The sequence below is a fragment of the Arthrobacter sp. PGP41 genome (assembly GCF_002953935.1).
In the GTDB taxonomy this organism is placed as follows: Bacteria; Actinomycetota; Actinomycetes; order Actinomycetales; family Micrococcaceae; genus Arthrobacter.
In genome coordinates this window covers 3,505,529-3,526,246 of the sequence record NZ_CP026514.1, presented here as the reverse complement: position 1 = coordinate 3,526,246, position 20,718 = coordinate 3,505,529, and the positions used below count along the sequence as shown (strand labels likewise).

The following is a 20,718-nucleotide window of genomic DNA, read 5'->3' as shown; positions in this document are numbered from 1 at the left end:
AGTGCCGGGGTACCGGCAGGAAAGGCGATTTACGCTGCGGGAGCGATGAACGCCAGTTCCAGGTTGATGGCGACCTTGTCGCTCACCAGGACGCCGCCGGTCTCCAAAACAGCGTTCCAGGTCAGGCCGAAGTCCTTGCGGCTGATGGTGGTCTCAGCCGAAACTCCGGCGCGGGTGTTGCCGAACGGGTCCACGGCCACGCCGTTGAACTCGGTGTCCAGGGTGACGGGGCGGGTGACGCCCTTGATGGTCAGGTCGCCGGTCAGCTCGTAGCTGTTGCCCTTGGCCACCAGGCCGTTGGAGACGAAGGAGATCTCGGGGAACTTCTCCACGTCGAAGAAGTCCTCGCCCTTGACGTGGCCGTCGCGGTTGGCATCACCGGAATCGAAGCTGGCCGTGTTGATGGTGGCGTTGATCTTTGCGCCGGACACGTCCTCGGGAAGGTCCAGGGTGGCTGCGGCTTCCTTGAACTGGCCGCGGACCTTGTGGATGCCCGCGTGGCGGACGGTGAAGCCGATCTCGCTGTGGGAGTTGTCCAGGATCCAGGTGCCGGTGGTGACGTCTGCGGGAAGTGCCATGATGTTGCTCCTTGTGTGTGCGTGCTGTCGGGGTCTGCCATTGAAGCTTCATCTGTTGAAGTCTCAACTAACTGCTGCATCCAGTATAAACATGCATTTGCATGTTTCATTCCCGCCTTCGGAACATTTCTTCAAAAACTTCAGTTCTACTGTTTGTAGAAAGCCGTGCAGGAGATTTCGGATCGCACGCCATCTTTGAGAAACTGGTAAACATGCCCCAAGCCACTGTCCATCTGCTCCGCCACGGCGAGGTCCACAACCCTGACGGCGTCCTGTACGGAAGGCTGCCCGAATTCCACCTCTCCGAGCTGGGGCAGGAGATGGCGAGCATGCTCGCCGAGCACTTCCGCCGCCGCGCTGCAGGCGGTGCCCGCATCACCTACCTGGCGGCATCGCCGCTGGACCGTGCGCAGGAAACTGCACGGCCGACGTCGGACGCCCTCCACCTGGAAATCCACACGGACGAGCGGATCATCGAGGCGGAGAACTATTTCGAGGGCATGAGGGTTACCAAGGCGGAGCTGCGCCGGCCCAAGCACTGGCCGCGGCTGGTCAACCCGCTGCGGCCCTCGTGGGGCGAACCCTATAAGAACCAGGCCGCCCGGGTGATGGAAGCGGTGCAGGATGCACGCCTGCGCGCCATCGAACTGGCAGCCGGGGACTTCGGAACGGACGGGCCTGAAGCGATCATGGTCAGCCATCAGCTCCCCATCTGGGCCACCCGGCTGAGCGCCGAGGGCAGGCCCCTGTGGCACGATCCCCGGAAGCGTGAGTGCACGCTGACATCCATCACGTCGCTGGTGTTCGACGACGACGGCGCGCTCCTGCGCGTGCAGTACAGCGAACCGGCGGCTTCCCTTCTTCCGGGTGCGGCAAGCACCCCTGGAGCCTAGTAGTGACCGACAGTAATAAAAGGAACGGGCAGCTCCCTGCGCCCGTCACCTCCCGCCGCAGCCTGCTCGCTGCCGGCGGGCTCGCCCTGACCGCCCTGACCCTGGGAATGTCCGGCTGTGCGCAGGAGGATGCCTTGGCGCAGCAGGCCAAAGCGGGGGACAACAAGAACTATGTGGCCGGGGACGGGTCCGTCACGGAGTTCGCCGCCGGAGACCGCAAGTCCGCCATCCAGGTCAACGGCACCCTGTTCAACGGCACCGCGGTTGCGCCCGCCGACTTCCAGGGCAAGGTGACAGTCCTGAACTTCTGGTTTGCCGCCTGCGCCCCCTGCCGGGTGGAAGCCCCCATCCTGGAAGAGCTCCACCAGGAGTTCAAGGACCAGGGCGTGCAATTCTTCGGCGTCAACCTCCGGGACGAGAAGGCCACGGCAGAGGCTTTTGAGAAGAACTTCAACCTGACCTACCCGAGCTTTGACGACAAGGACGGCGGCGTCCTCCTGGCCGTCTCCGGCCTGGTTCCGCCCGGCGCTGTTCCCACCACCCTGGTCCTGGACAAGCAGGGCCGCGTGGCCTCCCGCGTCCTCGGAGAAGTCCAGAAGGGCACCCTCAAAGCCCTCGTCGCCGCCGCCGTGGCAGAGTAGCGGCGGCCGGACCGTGAACAGCCCCTTCGCCGAAGCCATCCTGAACGGCTCGCTCCTCCTTGCCATCCCGGTGGCACTGCTGGCCGGACTGGTCTCCTTCCTCTCACCCTGCGTCCTGCCCCTGGTTCCCGGGTACCTGGGCTATGTCACCGGGCTGAGCGGCGTGGACCTGGAAAAGCAGAAGCGCGGCCGGATGCTGCTCGGCATTGGACTGTTCGTGCTCGGCTTCTCCGTGATCTTCGTCCTGTTGGGCGGAGCCTTCGGCCAGTTGGGAACCCTCATCACGGGCACGCAGAACGCCTGGATCACCCAGCTCCTGGGCGTCCTGGTCATCGTCATGGGCGTGGTGTTCATGGGCGGCTTCAGCTGGCTGCAGCGCGACGCCAAGATCCACGCCAAGCCGCCGGCCGGGCTGTGGGGCGCGCCGTTGCTGGGCCTGACCTTCGGGCTGGGCTGGGCGCCGTGCATCGGCCCCACCTACTCCGCCGTCCAGCTGCTGAGTCTCTCCGGCGGCTCCTCCGCCGCCAAGGGCGCCTTCCTGGCCTTTGTCTACAGCCTGGGCCTGGGCATTCCCTTCCTGCTGATCGCCCTGGCGCTCCGCCGGGGAATGGGTGTGATGGTGTTCTTCCGCAAGCACCGCCTGGCCATCCAGCGCATCGGCGGGGGCATCCTGGTGGTGCTGGGCCTGCTGATGGCCAGCGGCGTCTGGGGGACCTGGGTGACCGAGCTCCAGTACTGGTTCCAAACCGATGTGAAGTTGCCGATCTGATGAGCGAGCGCGTGAACGTAGACAAGAAATCTTCCGCCCCGGAAACTGGCGCCGGTGTGCCAGGGCCCAAGGCGGACGCCGCGCTGCCGGCCCTGGGCCCCAAGGAGATGCTGCGCTGGGCGTGGACCCAGCTGACCAGCATGCGCACGGCGCTTTTCCTGCTCCTGCTCCTGGCCGTCGCGGCCGTGCCGGGCTCGCTCTTCCCGCAGCGCCCGGCCAATCCGTCCATCGTCACCCAGTACATCAAGGACAACCCGGACTACGGAAAGCTGCTGGACACCCTGCAGCTGTACGACGTCTACTCCTCGGCCTGGTTCTCGGCCATATACCTGCTGCTGTTCATCTCGCTGATCGGCTGCGTGGTGCCCCGCGCCATTGCCCACTACAAGGCCATGCGGTCCCAGCCGCCGCGAACCCCCAAACGCCTCTCCCGCCTGCCCGAGTACGGCACACTGGTCATACCGGCCGACGCCGGGATCCCGGCGCCCGCGGCCATCCACAGTGCCGCCGGGCTGCTCAAGAAGCGCGGCTACCGCGTCGAGGTAAGGGACGACGACGGCGCGCGGCCGTCTTTGGGAGCCGAGCGCGGGTTCATGAAGGAAGTGGGAAACCTCGTGTTCCACACTTCCCTCATTGGCGTGCTGGTGTCCGTGGCCGTCGGCGGCCTGTTCGGCTACAGCGGCCAGCGCATCCTGGTGGAGGGCGACACTTTCGTGAACACCCTGGTGGGCTATGACCAGTTCAACCCCGGCACCAATTTCCAGTCCGGCCAGCTGCAGCCCTACTCCATCCAGCTGGACAAGTTCGACATCACCTTCGACCGCGAGTCCCAGGGCAAGTTCGGCCAGCCCATCGATTTCTCGGCGTCAGTCACTACCAAGGAAAACCCGGACGCGCCCGCGCGCCAGGAAACCCTGAAGGTCAACGATCCCATCACCCTGGGCGGCACCAGCATCTACCTCACCGGCAACGGCTACGCTCCCGTGGTGACCATCCGGGACGGCGCCGGCAACGTGGCCATGCAGGGGCCCGTGGTGGCGAAGCTGCAGGGGGACAACTACTACTCTTCCGTGGTGATCAAGGTTCCCGACGCCAAGCCCGACCAGCTGGGGTTCGCGGGTTTCTTCCTGCCCACCGCCTTCGTCACCAACGAAGGGGTCTCCTTCAGCGGGGACCCGGAGCTGTTCAACCCGCAGCTGACGCTCAACTCCTATTACGGGGACCTTGGCCTGGATGACGGCGCTCCGCAGAACGTCTTCGAACTGGACGTCAAGGAGCTCACTCCGCTGAACGCACGGAACCTGGACGCCGGCGGCATCACCCTGTCCCCCGGGACCGGCTACACGCTGCCGGACGGCAAGGGCACCATCAGCTTCGACGGGGTCAAGCGCTACATCGGAGTGGACATCCACCACAACCCCGGGCAGGCCTACGCGCTGGTGTTTGCGCTCCTGGCCGTGGCCGGACTGATCCTCTCGCTCTACGTCAACCGCCGCCGGGTGTGGGTCCGCACGGGCACCCACGATGACGGCCGCACCATGGTTGAGTACGGGCTCCTGGCCCGCGGCGAGGACCATCGCCTTGCCGCCGAAGCCGCTGCCCTCCGGCAGCTGCTCAGCGGGGAATGGCGGCTGGACCACGAACCGGACACTGCCCGGCCCGGGGATTCCCGGCAAACACCCAGCAGCGTGCACGAGAATAGCGCCGGCGCTGCCGCAACCACAGGCCCAGCCACCACCCCAGCCGGCCCCTCGGGGCCCGAAAAGGACCAGTAATGCCGTTTGGAATCAACGAAACCATGGGCCAGTACAGCGAGCTGTTCATGCTCCTGGCGGCCGGCACATACACGGTGGCCTTCATCGCTTTCGCCTGGGACCTGGCCAAGAGCAGCAAGGCCCTGCGCGCCATCGACCTGAAGGCCGCGCAGGCCGGCCTCGACGGCAAGGCCCAGGAGGCGGCCAGCGTCCCGGTTGCAGCCGGGGTGGGGGAGCGGGCTGACACTCACCTTGCCGGGCCTGCCGGCAGGGCCGAGCGGCCGTCGTCGTCCACTGCCAGGACTGCAGGGGCAGGGGCCGGAGGCGTGGCCACCGCCGACGCCGACATGCGGTACGCCGCTGAACGCCGTGCCCCCGCGCGGGTGGCCGTGGCCCTGACAATTCTCGGCGCACTGATCCATGGTGCCGGCGTCGTGACCCGCGCCTTGGGTGCGGGGCGCGTGCCCTGGGGCAACATGTACGAATTCCTCACTACCGGCGCCTTCGTGGCGGTTGCGGTATTCCTGCTGGTCCTGGTCCGCCGTGACCTCCGCTTCCTGGGTACCTTCGTTGTGGGCCTGGCCATCATCATGCTGGTGGCCGCGTCCGTGGCTTACTGGACGCCGGTGGGCCACCTGGTTCCCGCCCTGCAGAGCTACTGGCTGATCATCCACGTGTCCATCGCCGTGCTGTCCTCTGCGCTGTTCACCCTGACATTTGCCATGTCCGCGCTCCAGCTGGTCCAGTCGCACCGGCAGAAGACGGTGGCTGCCGGCGGGGCTGACAAGCTCGGCTTCATGCGCCTGGTGCCGTCCGCGCTGAGCCTGGAGAACCTGTCCTACCGCATCAACGCCATCGCCTTCATCGGCTGGACCTTCACCCTCATGTTCGGCGCCATCTGGGCCGAGAAGGCGTGGGGGCGGTTTTGGGGCTGGGACACCAAGGAAGTGTGGACCTTCGTCATCTGGGTGGTGTACGCGGGCTACCTGCACGCGCGTGCCACGCGCGGGTGGACGGGCACGCGCGCGGCGTGGCTGTCGATCGTGGGCTACCTCTGCGTGATTTTTAATTTCACCATCGTGAACCAGTTCTTCAACGGCCTTCACTCCTATTCGGGGCTCTGAACAGGGGTTTCTTCCGATCGCACGGCGTAAGCCGCGGAAATAACAATTCGTTGTAGCAATAGGGGTGTTCGCGGTCCGGCCGTGGTGCTACCTTGGTGACGTTCGCTAGTGATGAAGCTTGCAGGCGAAACGACAGTATTCCTGAGGTACCCCATGAGCTACGTTCTGGCCATTGACGTCGGGACCAGCTTCACTGCTGCTGCCGTTGCACGCTTTGATCAAGGAACTTCTTCGTCTCCCGAGTGCCTGCCACTGGGAATCCGTGGAACCTCGGTACCCTCCGTGCTGTTTTACCCGGAGGAAGGCCCCATCCTGGTGGGGGAAGCTGCGGAACGCCGCGGCCTTGATTTCCCGGCCCGGGTGGTGCGGGAATTCAAGCGCCGGGTGGGCGACGCCGTGCCGATCTCCGTGGGCACGCTCTCCCTGCCGGCCGAGGACGTCTTCGCCACCATGGCCCGCTGGGTGGCGGACCGCGCGGAGGAACGCGAGGGGGCGCCGCCGTCGGAAATCATCCTGACCCACCCGGCCGCCTGGGGCAGCCACCGCACCTCGCTCCTGAAGGAAGCCCTGGCCGCCAGGAACCTGCAGGACGTTGCCCTGGTGACGGAGCCGGAAGCTGCAGCCCTGCATTACGCCTCCCAGGTGCGGGTGGAAGAGGGAAGTACCATCGCGGTCTACGACCTTGGCGGCGGAACCTTTGACACAGCGGTCCTGCGGAAGGCCGGCAGCAACCGTTTTGACCTGCTGGGCCGCCCTGAGGGCATCGAAAACCTCGGGGGAGCCGACTTTGATGCGGCGGTCCTGCGCTACGTTGCAGGGAATACCGGCGGCGCCCTCTCCAGCCTCGACACGTCCGATCCCGGGGCCCGTGCGGCGCTGGCCAGGCTGCAGCGCGAATGCGTGGAAGCCAAGGAAGCGCTCTCCGCGGACAGTGAAGCCAGCATCTCCGTCCTGCTGCCGGGATTCCAGCAGCAGGTGCGCCTGGTCAGGTCCGAGTTCGAGGCACTGATCGACGAGCCCATCCGGGACACGGTGGACGCGCTGGAACAGTCCCTGGCCGACTTGAAGCTGGCACCGGCGGATCTTTCCGCCGTGCTCCTCATTGGCGGGTCCTCGAGGATCCCCCTCGTTGCGCAGATAGTCTCCGAACAGCTGGACCGCCCCATCGCCGTCGACGCTGATCCCAAGTCCTCCATCTGCCTCGGTGCTGCCGCCGCGGCTGTCCTGGCGCGGGAGGCGGCCGCCGCCGAGATTGCGGCGCAGGCGGCGGCGGAAGCGGGCCCCGCCGCGGCACCTGAAGGCGCCGCACCGGGCCACGTACCCGGGCGGCCGGCGAGCTGGTCCCGGAAGAGCACGACGGCGGCAGGCGCCATGGCTGGAGCCGCAGGGCAGGGTGCCGCGCACGGCCAGCACGGACACCGGGGCGGTGCTCACGCGCCGAAGCCTACGGTGCGGCTGACCGCCATCGCGGCCGCTGCTGCCGCGTTCACTGTCCTCTCGGCCACCGCGGCCCAGAGCCCCGAGGGCCTGAGCAGCCTGACATCCATCTTTACCCCCAAAGCGGACGCCGCCCCCGAGAAGGATTCTTCCTCAGCCGGTTCCGGTGGCGGCGGAACCGGAGGCGCGGCAGCGGCCGGTGCCGGCGCGGAGGCGCAGGAACCTGCCAGGGGCATCGAAGCCAGTGCCAGCACGAAGGACTCCGCCCCGGGCACCGTGGGCCTGGAAGTGGCAGCCTCGCCCACCAGCAGGCCGGCGTCCAGCGCCGACGGGGAGCTGGCGGCTGCGGGCTCCGGCGTCACGGGCGCCCTTGACACCGCTCCCGGTACGACTGCCGCCCCGGGAGCTGGTGCAGGTGGAGTGACGGAGCCCCTGGCCGCTCCCGCCGCCCCTGCCGGTAGTACTGATCCTGTTCCGGGAACAAGCGAGCCAGTGCCAGGTGAAACGGGGACGGCGAGCCCTGTCCCGGTGGACCCGCCTGCGACCGAGGAGCCACCGCCGCCTGTGACGGAGGAACCGCCTCCCCCGGTGACCGAGGAGCCCCCGCCTGCGACGGAGGAGCCATCTCCCCTGGTGACGGAGGAGCCACCGCCGCCTGTGGCGGAGGAACCCCCTCCGCCCGTAACGGAGGAGCCGTCGCCTCCGGCACCGGAGCCCACGGCGTCCATGGCCACGGAGTCCGCGCCAGCCACCGATCCGGCCACGGCCGCTGAACCGGCGGTTTGACCATGACCGGGAATGAGATCCGGCCGGTGTCCCTGTTGCCGGAGCTGAACCACCACGGGCAGGAGCCCGGCGCCGCCGAGCAGATGGCCCGGCAGCTCAAAGGCGAGAACGTTGCCGTACGCGAATTGCTGCTGGCCCTTTCCGTCGGTTTCGTTTTGCCTGGACCACTGCCAGCGGACCTCCAGCGCAGGCTCGACAGCGGTGACGTGCAAAGCCTTGCCGTCCTCGTGGAACGGGCAGAAGCTGCAGGACTCCTGACGGCGGACGGGACCGTGGTGGGGCCGGCGCAGCAAGCCCTGCTTGCCGTCGCCCCCACCGCCAAGGTCCATGCGCTCCAGCGTGAGCTCGTCACGGCGTACGCCAGGGACGGCGTGCCCCTTGGCGATTTCGCCCGCGAACTGGCACGCGGTGGCCTGGCAGATCCCCGCGTGGCAGCTGAACTCGAGCATGCGGCCGACAAGGCGCTCGAGCATGATCCTGCGCTGGCGTCCCAGCTCTATGGTGAAGCCCTGCTGGCAGGGGCCGACGAAGCAGCGACCGCCGCCCGCCGTGCCCAGGCCGCAGCAGCGAACGGCGACCTGGACGCAGCCACCCGAATCATCGACTCGCTGCTGGTGGCTGACGATCCGCCCGACGTGCGCCGGGGAGTGGACGTGGCCGCAGCAGTCTGGGCCCAGCGCGGTATGCTGGCGCGGGCGGCGGACGTGTACAGCTGGCTGGGGGCCACCCGGATTGGACCATCAGCCCCGCTCGCGGCGGTGGCCCTGATCGGGTGCGGCAACCGGGCCGGCGCGGAAGCACTTTTCCAGCCAGGCGCTCCACCCGCTTCTCCCACCCTCCTGGCTGCCACGTTGGCAGAAACAGGGAAGGGGATCTACGAGTCAGTCAGCGCGGACCCGCACCAGGCACTGCCTGTCCTGATCCATGCCTCGGACATGTTCAACGCGGCAAACGCGGCGCTTCCGCTTCCGGAGACGCCGGCCGCAATCGCTGCCCTCCTGGCACTGCACGGCGGGGAACCGCGGCTGGCGGAAACCGTGTGCCGGTCTGCCACTGCTGCCGGCCAGGGCGGCAATGCCGCGAAGCCCAGGCTTTTCCTGCTTCAGGCCTGGTCTGCCATGCAGCAGGACAAGCTCGAGGATGCCCGGCTCGCAATCAATGAGGCCTCCAAAGCGAACCACTGGCCGCTCGTGCCCAGGGACGAGTTCCTGCGCGCAGCCTTGGAAGTCGGGCTGGCCCGGCGGAGCGGAGACGTGCCGGAACTCATCATGGCGTGGGAGCGGGCCCGTGAAGCAATGCTCCACACGTCGGTGGACCTTTACAGCCTCCTGCCGTGGGGCGAACTGATGATCACGGCGGCCCGGCTCAGGGAGACCCGGCGGGTGGCGCACTACCTCACCGAAGCGTGGCAGCTTCTTGACCGGCTGGGCGATCCGCCGCTGTGGGCCGTGCCCTTCCATTGGGCGGCGGTCCAGGCAGCGTTGCTGAGCGAAGACCCTGCGGGACTCGCTCCCCATGCGGCAGCCCTGGCACGGGCGGCCCGTGACAGCCACCTTGCCGCGGTGCTTGCCGCCGCAGGCAAGGCCTGGGTGTCGGTCTTGGCCGGGAGGCTGACCCCCGCTGATGTGGAGGTCGCTGCCCGGGGGCTCGGCAGGGTGGGGATGCCCTGGGAAGGCGCCAGGCTGGCCGGGCATGCAGCGGCGAAGGCAGAGGAGCGCAAGGACATGGTGCGGCTGCTGTCCTGTGCCAGGGACCTTCATCCCCAGGTCAGTCCGGCAGTCAACGGCTCATCCGGCCCCGCGGCCCGCAGCACCCCTGCCCCCGCCGCTGAAGCGGCCGGCAGCCTGCAGCCGGACGGTTCCGGGCTGAGCGAAAGGGAAAAGGAAGTGGCCCGCCTGGTGCTCGAGGGCAAGACGTACCGCGAGATCGGCGAGGCCATCTACATTTCCCCGCGGACCGCTGAACACCACATCGCCAGGATGCGCCGCCGCCTGGGCGCGGAAAACCGCTCCGACCTGCTGACCAGGCTCCGCCTTGCCTTGGGTCCCGAAGACGCTGCGCCGGAATAACCCCTAATGCCCTAACGGCACGGGACGCGATTCCCCGGCGGAAAGCCATCCAGTAGGGGGAAGCGGCCCGATGCCCGGTCCTTGGCCCGAACCATACGTTTGATGCAAGCCCGGTTAAAGGACGCCGAGCGCTCCGCAACTCAGAGAAGATTGAGGACAATCAAATGACACTCGCAAACGATCTCGTCCAGTTCCTGATGCACCTCTTCGGCGACCGCCAAGCCGCACAGGACTTCCTGGACGATCCCGAGAAGGTTCTGGAAGACCACGGCCTCGGTGAAGTCTGCTCCGCAGATGTGGATGCCGCAATGCCTGTAGTCCTGGACTACGCGCCAGTCACCACCAACACCTCCCGGTTCGACCGCGAGTACAACACCGGCGGCAACACGTCCTGGACCGGCCACATCGGCGGTGGCGGCGCCGGATATACTCCTCCTGCGGGTGGCGGCGGGGGCGGACACCACGACCACGATGATCACGCCCACGCGGTCCAGCAGCTCCACCATGTGGTGAACAACTACTCCTACACCTCAACGGTGGATGACCGGGACAACATCGTTGACCAGTCCGTCAACCAGAACATCTGGGCCGAGGGCGACGTTGAGCAGTGGTTCGACAACGACTCCGTCATCGCCTCCGGGGACCGTTCCGTCGCAGCGGGCGACGACGCATACGTCCGGGACTCCAATAACATCAGCGATTCCTACAACACGGACAATTCCACCGACAACTCCACGGACAACTCGGTCCACGCCGGCGGCGACGTCAACATCGGCAACGAGAAGACGGACATCGACGACTCCTTCAACACCGACCTCGATGTCGATGTGGCTGATTCGTTCAACGACAACTCGGATAACTCCGTCAACGACTCCTACAACGACAACTCGGAGACCTCCACCGAGCTGGATGTCGCCGTCGAGGATTCCTTCAACGACAACTCCGACAACAGTGTGGACAACACGGACAACTCAATCACGGAGACCAACACCACCGAGGTTGCGATCGAGGACTCGTTCCAGGACAACTCCACCGCGGAGACCAACACCACCGAGGTTGCGATCGAGGACTCGTTCCAGGACAACTCCACCGCGGAGACCAACACCACCGAGGTTGCGATCGAAGACTCGTTCCAGGACAACTCCGAGACCGAGTTGACCCACACCGAGGACAACTCCACCAACGCAGACGTGTACGTGGAAGACAGCGAGGTCAACACGGCCATCGACGATTCAGTCGCCGGCTAGGCATCCCCGGGCGCGGCGGAGTGCCCGGCAGGAGGTTTCTCCCTCCTGCCGGGCATTTCGGGGCTCACCCCACGTCCCAATTCCCAGACTTGAGGCAAAGGACACACTGTGGCAGAAGAAGGATCGGCAGGGCAGCCAACGCCGGCAAACGCGGGGCAGCTCATCAAGCTGGTGGAGCAAGGCCTTCAGCTGGTGGGCGCGGGGGACAGGGCGGATCTCCGCAAACGCCTCGACCAAACCATGGCAAGGTTGAAGGACCCGAGTATCCGGGTGATCGTCGTCGGCGAATTCAAGCAGGGCAAGAGCAAACTCATCAATGCCCTGGTCAATGCCCCTGTGTGCCCGGTGGATGACGACATCGCCACCTCCGTCCCCACAATGGTCCGCTACGGCGATCCCGCCTCGGCGAGCATCCTGGTGCCAAAAGACGGTACGGATGCCCCCGACGAAAGAAACGTGGAGCGGCAGCCCGTCAACATCGCCGAACTCGCCGCCTTCGTTTCAGAACGCGGCAACCCAGGCAACAGCAAGAAACTGGTGGCCGCCGAGGTATGCCTTCCTCGCAGGCTACTGACCGGCGGGCTCACCGTTATCGACTCCCCGGGCGTTGGCGGCATGGGATCCTCGCACACCCTGACCACCCTCACCGCACTGCCCATGGCGGATGCCATGCTGCTGGTCAGCGACGCCTCGCAGGAATACACCGAACCGGAACTGCGCTTCCTCCGGCAGGCCATGCGGATCACTCCCAGTGTGGTGGGAGTCCTGTCCAAGACGGACCTTTACCCGGAATGGCGTCGCGTGGAGGAGCTGGACAGGGGCCACCTGGCCCAGGTTGCACCGGACATCCCGCTTTACCCCGTGTCCTCCGACCTGCGGCTTGAGGCTTCCCGGCTGCAGGATGCCGAGCTCAACGCCGAATCGGGCTTCCCGGTGCTGATTACGTACCTGCGGAACGAGATTGTGGGAAAGGCACAGCGCCTCCAGCGGCGTTCGGCGAGCCAGGACCTGCTTTCAGTTACGGAAAACTTGCGGCTCTCGCTGCAGTCCGAGCTTGAAGCCCTCGAGAACCCGCAGGGTACGCCCCGGATGATCGCGGGGCTGGAGTTGGCCAAAGCTGAGGCGGACGATCTGCGGAAACGCTCCGCGCGGTGGCAGATCACCCTCAACGACGGCATCAGCGACCTGATTGCGGACATGGAGTATGACCTCCGGGACAGGCTGCGGCGGATCCAGCGGGAAGCCGAAGCAGCCATTGACCAAGGCGATCCGGGACCCACCTGGCCGCAGTTCTCCAAATGGCTCGAGGAATGCGCGGCGGCCGCCATCTCGGACACCTTCGTGTGGACCAGTGAGCGGGCCCAGTGGCTGGCGGCGCAGGTGGCAGAACACTTCGCTGCGGATGAAGTCACCCTGCCGGTGTTCCGCGTCTCCGACACCGGGGACGCCCTGGACCCCGTGGACGAGATGCCAACGCTCGACGACGGACGCATCAACCCGGTGCAGAAGGTCCTGATCGGCATGCGCGGGTCCTACGGCGGTGTCCTGATGTTCGGTCTCCTGACGGGGATCTTCGGGATGGCTCTGATTAATCCCCTCTCCGTAGGGGCCGGACTGTTGCTGGGGCGCAAAGCGTTCCGGGAAGACCAGGAAGCGCGGCTCAAGCGCCGTCAGGGCGAAGCCAAGGCGTTGGTACGCCGCCAGCTGGACGATGTCACGTTCCAGGTAGGCAAACAGCTGAAGGACCGGCTGCGGCTGGTTCAGCGCGCCACCCGGGACCACTTCACGGAGATCGCGGACGAGCACCACCGTTCGCTGACGGACTCGGTATCGGCAGCGCAAAAGGCAGCCACCACGTACGCCCTCGAAAAGGACGTCCGCATCCGGGAGATCAAGGCGGAGCTTAAGAAGGTTGACGCGGTGTCCCGCGCCGCCGCAGCCGTTGCCGCAGAGGTATCCGCGGCAACGCCCCGCCAAGCGGGCGGGGGCCAGGGCACGGCCCGGCTTTCAACCGGCCGGCCGGCGGGGGCTCCACCAGTGGCGGCCGTGGGATGAAGAACCCTACGATGGCCGGTGCCAAGGAGTTGGTTGCCGCGGCCCTGGAAGTGTACCGGGATGATCCTGCCGCCTCTGCCGCGCTCAGGGGCTATGGGCGCAGGTTGTCCGAGCCCTTGCGGATCGCCATCGCCGGAATGGTGAAAGCCGGAAAATCCACGCTGCTGAACGCGATTATCGGGGAAGAGATAGCCCCCACGGACACGGGCGAATGCACCCGGATCATCACATGGTACCGGCACGGGCACACGCCCCGCATCACGCTATACCCCGTGAAGGGCGAACCCAGGAACCTGCCGCTCAAACGCGTGGACGGGCGGCTGGTGTTCGTCCTGGGAGACATGCGGGCGGAGGACGTGGAACGCCTGGACGTCCAGTGGCCCGCACCGGGCCTGAAGGAAATGACGCTGATCGATACCCCCGGCATAGCCTCGCTCTCGGGGGACGTATCTGCACGGTCCACCAGCTTCCTGACTCCCTTGGATACTCCGTCGGAGGCTGATGCCATCATCTACCTGATGCGGCACATGCACGCCTCGGACCTAAGGTTCCTGGAATCATTTGCCGACACCGCCGCGGGCCGCTCAGGCACCGTAAACGCCATTGCCGTCCTGTCCCGGGCCGACGAGGTGGGCGCAGGACGGATCGATTCCCTCCTGTCCGCCGGCGACATCGCCGAAAGGTACCGCCGCGACCACAACCTGAGGAAGCTCGCGCTGGGCGTGGTACCCGTCGCAGGCCTCCTGGCCCAAAGTGCCCGGACCATGCGCCAGCCGGATTTCCACGCGCTTGAGCTGCTGGCCGGCATGAATCGCGAGGCCAGGGAAAAGATGATGCTCTCGGCGGACCGGTTCCTCCGCGCAACCGATCCGAAAGGCATGACGGCGGAGGCCCGGGCCTCGCTGCTGGAGAGGTATGGCCTTTTTGGCATCCGCCTGGCGGTGGTCCTGCTCCGTAATGGATTCGACCAGCCCACACCCCTGGCCCATGAGCTTGCCCGGCGCAGCGGCCTGGACCCGCTGCTGGAGACGGTGGGCCGGCAATTCCAGGCCCGGGCAGAGGCGTTGAAGGCCCGGACGGCACTGGTGGGGGTGGAAGCCCTGCTCCGGGTTTCTCCACGCGAGGGGACCGGGCACCTGGCCGCGGCACTGGAGAAGCTGCAGGTCAACGCCCACGAGTTCCGTGAACTGCGGCTGCTGGCGGCACTGCGGACCACCGGCGTTGGCCTGACCCCCGAGCTTGCAGCCGAAGCCGAGGCATTGACCGGGGGCCTGGGTGCGGCATCGCATGTACGGCTCGGGCTGGGCCCGGACGCCACCCCCGAACAATTGGCTGACGACGCCCGCTGTCTGCTGTCCCGCTGGCGTGCGCTGGCGGAGAACCCGCTGACGGACCGGACTGCCCTGGACGCCTGCAGGGTTGTGATCCGGAGCTGCGAAGGCATCGTGGCGGAATGCTCAGCCCGGGAGTTCCAGCGTCAGCTCGCCCAGCACTCGGCGCGTCAGGCCAAACCGTTATCGGCCTGACCTGAGCCACGCGGCAACCGACGGGAAGAAGAACAGCACCAGCCCGATGAACGCCAGCAGGATCTCGATTCCCCAGAGGATGACCACGTAGCTGCCGGCGTCGCCCGGGGGCACCAGGAACGTGGCCGCCACCATCATCACCAGCACATGCGCCGCCAGCAGCGGGACCAGGGCCAGCCGGGCCCAGCCCTGCCGGCCCACCACCACGCCGAGCATTGCCGCCTCAAGGAGCATCACCAGCAGCATCGCCCCAATGCTTCCCCAAAAGACAATGTCCGTGGCCGTGGTAACCGCAGCGTCATCGCCCCCGGGAGCCATTTCCTGCACCACGGTTCGCAGCCGTTCCAGATGGGAGTCCCGGGTAAGGAAGGAGCCCGCCAGGACCGCCAACCCCGCCGCGAAGCTGAACAGCCAGAGGTTCCTGGCGAGCCTGGCGCTGCCCGGAACCGGCGGGACCACCACGATCGGTGCAGGGGAAGAATAGGACAGCCCGGGCCGCGGAGGCGGCGCGGGCTGTGCAGTGGGTGGCCCATCTGGCGGTGAAGCTGCCCCGGCAGGGGTCCGCAGCCGATCTTCTCCGTCAGTTTCGTGAGCCATGGAACAGGTCCCCTACTTCAGTCCGTCGGTGTCGTGTTCGTCGGACTCGTGCTTGTCTTTCCCGCCGTCGTCGTTCTTTGCCTTGGCATCCGACTCCTCCTTCAGCCGCTTCAGGCGAGCAGCCTCGGCTTCCTGCCGGCGGCGCACCTCCAAGTTGCGGAGGAAGTCCGGATCGTCGTCCGGAGCGGTGGAGTGGCGGTAGTTCTGGCCCTGCGCCGCAGTGCCGCGGGGCCGGCCGATCAGGAGCCAGAGGATTGCGCCGATGACCGGCAGGACGATCATGACCACGATCCAGGCAGGTTTGGAAATCCCGCGGGTGAGGCGAGCATCGGTGCGGATCACGTCGACGAGGCCATAGACGAAGATGGCGAGGACTGCGACGGCCAAAACCACACGGAGGAGCATGTCATTAAGTCTATCGTCAGGAGGCGCAGGGGCCGTGGGCGGGAGGCGGCTAAACTTGAATAGTGGCCTTTTTGAAATATTCCCTGATCCGCCTGGCGCTCTTTGCGCCCCTGTTCGTGCTTTTCACCCTCCTGGGCCTGGGCGCCCTGATGTCCGTCATCTGCGCAGCCCTGATTGCCTTCGCCGTGAGCTACCTCTTCTTCCAGAAGCAGCGCGATGCGGCAGCGGCAGCCCTGCAGCACCGGTTCTCAGGCAAGGCCAAGCCGCTGCGTTCAGCCGGCGAGGTCCAGGACGCCCACGCCGAGGACGCCCTCCTGGACGCCAACCCGGACGTGGCCATCAGCAACGACGCCAAGGACCGCAAACAGGGTTAAGCCTAGAACCCGTGGCTGAGGACCAGGCCCAGTGAGAACAGCAGGCTGTAGCCGAGGTTGATCAGGCCGGTCTGCTTCAGGACCGGGATCAGGCTCTTGCGCTTGCGGCCGTTGATCATCAGCCACGCCGGCATCAGGCAGGCCGGAATCAGCAGCAGCACAATCAGCATCCAGGGCCGGCCGGGAGCCAGGATCACCACCAGCAGGATGGCCACTGCGAGCATCAGCACGTAGCTTTCCCGGGCGTGCTTGTCGCCCAGCCGGACCGCCAGGGTCTTCTTGCCGGCCTGCATGTCCGTGGGGATGTCCCGGACGTTGTTGGCCATGAGCAGGGCGGTGGCGATAAGGCCGGTGCCGATCGCGCCGATGATGGAGGGCAGGTTGATCTGCCCGGCCTGGGTGTAGGTGGTGCCCAGGGTTGCCACCAGTCCGAAGAACACAAACACGAAAACGTCGCCCAGGCCCATGTAGCCGTACGGGTTCTTTCCGCCGGTGTAGCCCCAGGCGGCCATGACGCAGCCCAGGCCCACCAGGATGAGCCACCAGCTCTGGGTGATCACCACCAGGACCAGCCCGAAGACCATGGCTGCGGCGAACGCGCCAAAGGCGGCCCGCTTGACGTGCTCCGGACTTGCCGCCCCCGACCCCACAAGCCGCAGCGGGCCCACCCGGTCATCGTCGGTGCCGCGGATGCCGTCCGAGTAGTCGTTGGCGAAGTTCACGCCCACCTGCAGCAGGAGTGCCACGAGCGCCGCGAGGATGGCGTTGAACAGGAGGAACGAATCCATCTCGTAGGCGGCGGCGGAGCCGATCAGCACCGGCGCAATCGCGGCGGGCAACGTCCGGAGTCGGGCGCCTTGGATCCATTGTGCGGCTGTAGCCACGGTCAGTACCTCGCGTGTGGTTGGGGAGGGCGGCAGGAGGGGAGCCCTGCCGGGTGGTGCAGGTCTACTTTACTTTCCCTCGTGGAGGGTATTCAGTTCGGCGGTCATGGCCAGCCGGTCCGGCTTGCCGTTGGGCAGCATCAGCAGCGAGGACGCGGCCAGGACGGTCTTGGGAGCCAGGATCCCCAGCGTCCGGCGCCAATCCTGCTGAAGCACGACGGCGTGGTCCCGGCTGCGCAGGGCATCGTCGGCTTCGGCGCCGCGTGCGGACTCCGCCAGCGCCACATAGGCGGCCACGGCCTGGCCCCATTCCGCGGAGGGCACGCCCGCCACAAAAGCCGCCGCGACGCCGTCGGACTTTTCCAGCTCTTCCTGGACGTGCGCCGCGGAAACCTTAACGCCTCCGGTGATGATCACGTCGTCGGCCCTGCCCAGCACGGTCAGCCGGCCGTCGTCGTCAATGCTGCCGAGGTCGCTGGTGCGGTACCAGCGCACGCCGTCCTCCTCGAAGAACGTTTCGGTGCTTTCCGGGGTCTCGAGGTACCCCGCGGCGATGGTGTCACCGCCGAGCAGGATCCGGCCGTCCCCCTCAACCCGGACGGACACTCCCTCCAGTGGGAAGCCGTCGTAGACACACCCGCCGCAGGATTCGGCGGAACCGTAGGTGGTGATGACCCGCACTCCGGCGTCGCGGGCGGCCGCCAGCAGGGATGCCGGCGCGGGGGCGCCGCCCAGCAGGACGGCGTTGAAGCGGCGGAGCACGGCCAGGGTTTCCGGAGACGGTTCGTCGAGGAGGCGCTGGAGCTGGGTGGGAACCAGGGACGTGAACCTGATCCTGTCCGTCAGTTCCATGGCAGCCTCGGTGAATGCTTCGGGCGTGAAGCCCCGGGACATATCCATGACCCACGGGCGGGTGCCGGCGAACAGGGAACGCACCAGCACCTGGATGCCCGCCACGTACTCCACCGGAAGGGCCAGGAGCCACTGGCCTTCGCCCTTGAGCGCCAGCGCCGTAGCCATGGAGGAGGCAGCAAGGGACTCGACCGTCAACACCGTCGCTTTGGGGGCGCCGGTGGAGCCGGAAGTGCGCACCACCGCCACCGCGTCATCGCAGCCAGGCGTTTCCACATGCCCCACCACCAGTGCGCCGTCGCTCCCGACGGAGAGTTCGACGGCGGGGCCCTCGCCGTGGAGGGCTGCCGCTAATGCCTTGAGGGCGGGCTCTACATTGAGTGGGCCGCTGTTCATATGCCGCTCCTGGCTAGAAGTAGTGCGGGAAGGAGGACCAGTCGGGTTCGCGTTTTTGCAGGAAGGCTTCCTTGCCCTCCACCGCCTCGTCCGTCATGTATGCCAGCCGCGTGGCCTCGCCGGCGAATACCTGCTGGCCAGCCAGGCCGTCGTCGGCAAGGTTGAAGGCGAACTTGAGCATGCGGATGGCCTGCGGCGACTGCCGGGCGATATCGGCGGCGTACTCCAGGGCAACTTCTTCGAGGCGTTCGTGGTCCACGGCCTCGTTCACGGCGCCCATCCGCACCATGTCCTCGGCGGAATATTCGCGGGCCAGGAAGAAGATCTCGCGCGCCGCCTTCTGCCCGATCTGCCGTGCGAGAAGGGCGGAGCCGTAGCCGGCGTCGAAGCTGCCCACGGTGGCGTCCGTCTGCTTGAACTTGCCGTACTGGCGGGAGGCGATGGTCAGGTCCGCCACCACGTGCAGCGAGTGCCCGCCGCCGGCCGCCCAGCCGTTGACGACGGCGATGACCACCTTCGGCATGGTCCGCATCAGCCGCTGGACTTCGAGGATGTGCAGCCTGCCGGCACGGGCGGGGTCGATTGTTTCCTGCGACTCGCCGTCGGCATATTTGTAGCCGTCCCTGCCCCGGATCCGCTGGTCTCCACCGGAGCAGAACGAGTGACCGCCGTCCTTGGGGGAGGGACCGTTGCCGGTGAGCAGCACGGTGGCGACGTCCGGGGACATGCGTGCGTGGTCCAGGGCCCGGTACAGCTCATCCACGGTGCCGGGGCGGAACGCGTTCCGCACTTCCGGCCGGTTGAACGCGATCCGCACCGCGGGCAGGTCGCGCACCCACCCGCCGTCGGAATCCCTTTCCACCTGCCGGTGGTAGGTCATGTCCTGGAAGTCCTCGAAACCGGCCACGGTCCGCCAGCGGATGGGGTCAAAGACGTCGGACACTTGGGCGGGAATCTGTTTGCTCACTGTCCAAGTCTAGTAATCGGCCTCAGCTGATGCAGAACTCGTTGCCTTCCGGATCTGCCATGGTGTGCCAGGAGTGCGCACCCTGGCTGGCGGTCCAGAGGAAAGTGGCACCCCTGGCCTCAAGCTCGCGGCGGACCTCGTCCTTGTCCCGGCCGGCCAGGTTCACGTCCCAGTGCACGCGGTTCTTCACGGTTTTCCCCTCGGGCGCCGTCTGGAAGAGGACACGCCTTGCGGGCTCCCTTGACTCCAGTTCCTCCGGCGGCCGGATGGCGCAGCCCTCACGCCAGACCAGGTTGCCCCGGTGGGTCATGGCGTGGTCCTCCGTGGCGAAGCCCTGCTCGATCATGGAACGGATGAAGGTGGCGTCCTGGGGCTCCACGGACCACTGCAGGGTCTCAGCCCACCAGTCCGCGAGTTCGTGCGGTTGGCTGCAGTCGACGACGATCTGGATGTTCAGTCCCATCCCACCAAGGTACGGTGGCCGGTGGTGCTGCGGTAGGTGCCCACGGCAACGCGAGGTCACTCCTGACCCGAAAAAGCCCCACTTGCGGGCGTTATCTGACCCCGCGCTGGTGGACTACGGCTGCACCCGTTGGAGCTGTTCGAAAACCTCCGGCGGGATGGCGTAGATGAACACCACGGCCAGCAGGTTCTTCGCCGCATGGACGAAGTAGGAAAACATCAGGTTCTTCCCGGTCCAGACGTACACGAAGACCAGAGTGGCCCCCATGGCCAGGTAGGGGAGCAGGGCGGCAAGGGTGATGGCTTCCCGGCCCGCGATGTGCATGGCGGCGAACAGGACCACCGACACGGCGCAGCAGATCCAGATGTTCACCCGCCGGCTCAGCTTGCCTATAAGGAGGTGGCGGAAGATGTACTCCTCCACGAACGGCCCCACCACCACAAGCAGCGGAACCATGAGCCAGGCCGGCACCTGCTGCATCAGCGCCTGCAGCCCCGCCTGGTTCTCTGACGTCTGTGCCCCGCCGCTGGCCGCCACCACGATGGCCGTAAGGATCAGCATGGCAATCACCGCGGCGGGCACCATCATGAGCGTGAACCACGGGCGCGTGGCGAGGACCTTCAGGTCGCGGCCCACCACCTTCCGGGCCGCCAGCAGCGCCAGGATGCCCACTGTGGCGTAAAAAAACAGGTTCGCCGCGTAGGAAGCCGCCGCCGGGGAAGGAGCAACCTGCCGCAGGATCGGCGCCAGGAGTTCCCCGGCCACAGCGAAGAACCCGGCAATGGCCACGTACACGATCAGGGTGGCCCCATCCAGCGGCGAGAAGCGGTACAGCTGTGGCTGCGGAGCAGGGGGTATTCGGTGGGCGGTCGCCATGGTTTCAGCCTATCCCCCAACTAGG

General features: G+C 66.7%; 19 protein-coding genes. 11 read left to right on the top strand and 8 right to left on the bottom strand.

Features of this window, described 5'->3' with window-relative positions:
* Window positions 1-29: 29 nt before the first annotated feature.
* Window positions 30-578: a YceI family protein gene (locus tag C3B78_RS16160; RefSeq protein WP_104998958.1), complete on the bottom strand. Its 549-nt coding sequence runs from the start codon at window positions 576-578 to the stop codon at window positions 30-32.
* 212 nt (window positions 579-790) lie between these two features.
* On the opposite strand from C3B78_RS16160, the gene C3B78_RS16155 reads away from it, so the two are divergent.
* The 10 genes from C3B78_RS16155 to C3B78_RS16110 all read left to right on the top strand — a co-directional run bounded on the left by C3B78_RS16155 (window position 791) and on the right by C3B78_RS16110 (window position 14,879).
* Complete coding sequence (locus C3B78_RS16155; protein ID WP_104998957.1) at window positions 791-1,471, top strand: histidine phosphatase family protein; 681 nt, start codon at window positions 791-793, stop codon at window positions 1,469-1,471.
* A 107-nt stretch (window positions 1,472-1,578) separates the two neighbouring features.
* Complete coding sequence (locus C3B78_RS16150) at window positions 1,579-2,112, top strand: TlpA family protein disulfide reductase (RefSeq protein ID WP_234005617.1); 534 nt, start codon at window positions 1,579-1,581, stop codon at window positions 2,110-2,112.
* Between the two features lie 13 nt (window positions 2,113-2,125).
* Window positions 2,126-2,881, top strand: a complete 756-nt coding sequence (locus tag C3B78_RS16145) for a cytochrome c biogenesis CcdA family protein (protein ID WP_104998956.1) — start codon at window positions 2,126-2,128, stop codon at window positions 2,879-2,881.
* Entirely contained in the window at window positions 2,881-4,656 is a 1,776-nt protein-coding gene (gene resB / locus C3B78_RS16140; protein WP_104998955.1) for a cytochrome c biogenesis protein ResB, read from the top strand. The genes C3B78_RS16145 and resB overlap by 1 nt, the downstream gene beginning before the upstream one ends.
* Complete coding sequence (gene ccsB / locus C3B78_RS16135) at window positions 4,656-5,759, top strand: c-type cytochrome biogenesis protein CcsB (RefSeq protein ID WP_104998954.1); 1,104 nt, start codon at window positions 4,656-4,658, stop codon at window positions 5,757-5,759. The genes resB and ccsB overlap by 1 nt, the downstream gene beginning before the upstream one ends.
* A 153-nt stretch (window positions 5,760-5,912) precedes the next feature.
* On the top strand, window positions 5,913-7,982 hold the full coding sequence (locus tag C3B78_RS16130) for an Hsp70 family protein (RefSeq protein WP_104999845.1): 2,070 nt from the start codon (window positions 5,913-5,915) through the stop codon (window positions 7,980-7,982).
* 2 nt (window positions 7,983-7,984) lie between these two features.
* Window positions 7,985-10,051 carry a LuxR C-terminal-related transcriptional regulator gene (locus C3B78_RS16125; protein WP_104998953.1) on the top strand — a complete coding sequence of 689 codons (2,067 nt, stop codon included), beginning with the start codon at window positions 7,985-7,987 and terminating at the stop codon, window positions 10,049-10,051.
* Window positions 10,052-10,215: 164 nt separating this feature from the next.
* Window positions 10,216-11,298, top strand: coding sequence for an IniB N-terminal domain-containing protein (locus C3B78_RS16120; RefSeq protein WP_104998952.1), 1,083 nt, complete (start codon window positions 10,216-10,218; stop codon window positions 11,296-11,298).
* A 108-nt stretch (window positions 11,299-11,406) separates the two neighbouring features.
* The gene (locus C3B78_RS16115; RefSeq protein WP_104998951.1) at window positions 11,407-13,353 is read left to right on the top strand and encodes a dynamin family protein; all 1,947 of its coding nucleotides are present in this window, start codon (window positions 11,407-11,409) and stop codon (window positions 13,351-13,353) included.
* A complete protein-coding gene (locus tag C3B78_RS16110) occupies window positions 13,350-14,879 on the top strand; it encodes a dynamin family protein (RefSeq protein WP_104998950.1) in 1,530 nt (509 codons plus the stop codon). Before C3B78_RS16115 ends, C3B78_RS16110 begins: the two co-directional genes overlap by 4 nt.
* Here the strand turns inward: C3B78_RS16110 and C3B78_RS16105 are convergent.
* Together C3B78_RS16105 and C3B78_RS16100 are read right to left on the bottom strand one after the other, a co-directional pair.
* On the bottom strand, window positions 14,868-15,476 hold the full coding sequence (locus tag C3B78_RS16105; protein WP_234005435.1) for a hypothetical protein: 609 nt from the start codon (window positions 15,474-15,476) through the stop codon (window positions 14,868-14,870). The two genes, C3B78_RS16110 and C3B78_RS16105, sit on opposite strands and share 12 nt — an antisense overlap.
* A gap of 12 nt (window positions 15,477-15,488) precedes the next feature.
* Window positions 15,489-15,881 carry a PLDc N-terminal domain-containing protein gene (locus C3B78_RS16100; protein WP_104998948.1) on the bottom strand — a complete coding sequence of 131 codons (393 nt, stop codon included), beginning with the start codon at window positions 15,879-15,881 and terminating at the stop codon, window positions 15,489-15,491.
* A 62-nt stretch (window positions 15,882-15,943) separates the two neighbouring features.
* On the opposite strand from C3B78_RS16100, the gene C3B78_RS16095 reads away from it, so the two are divergent.
* On the top strand, window positions 15,944-16,255 hold the full coding sequence (locus tag C3B78_RS16095) for a DUF4229 domain-containing protein (RefSeq protein WP_199775275.1): 312 nt from the start codon (window positions 15,944-15,946) through the stop codon (window positions 16,253-16,255).
* A gap of 2 nt (window positions 16,256-16,257) precedes the next feature.
* Here C3B78_RS16095 and C3B78_RS16090 read toward each other — a convergent pair whose 3' ends face one another.
* From C3B78_RS16090 to C3B78_RS16070, 5 genes are all read right to left on the bottom strand, one after another.
* On the bottom strand, window positions 16,258-17,139 hold the full coding sequence (locus C3B78_RS16090; RefSeq protein WP_104998946.1) for a 1,4-dihydroxy-2-naphthoate polyprenyltransferase: 882 nt from the start codon (window positions 17,137-17,139) through the stop codon (window positions 16,258-16,260).
* Between the two features lie 69 nt (window positions 17,140-17,208).
* The gene (locus tag C3B78_RS16085; RefSeq protein WP_104998945.1) at window positions 17,209-18,387 is read right to left on the bottom strand and encodes an AMP-binding protein; all 1,179 of its coding nucleotides are present in this window, start codon (window positions 18,385-18,387) and stop codon (window positions 17,209-17,211) included.
* Window positions 18,388-18,400: 13 nt separating this feature from the next.
* Window positions 18,401-19,354, bottom strand: coding sequence for a 1,4-dihydroxy-2-naphthoyl-CoA synthase (locus C3B78_RS16080; RefSeq protein WP_104998944.1), 954 nt, complete (start codon window positions 19,352-19,354; stop codon window positions 18,401-18,403).
* A gap of 22 nt (window positions 19,355-19,376) precedes the next feature.
* Window positions 19,377-19,817 (bottom strand): VOC family protein, encoded by a 441-nt coding sequence (locus C3B78_RS16075; protein ID WP_104998943.1) that lies wholly within the window; start codon window positions 19,815-19,817, stop codon window positions 19,377-19,379.
* A gap of 114 nt (window positions 19,818-19,931) precedes the next feature.
* Entirely contained in the window at window positions 19,932-20,693 is a 762-nt protein-coding gene (locus C3B78_RS16070) for a CPBP family intramembrane glutamic endopeptidase (protein ID WP_104998942.1), read from the bottom strand.
* Window positions 20,694-20,718 lie beyond the last annotated feature (25 nt).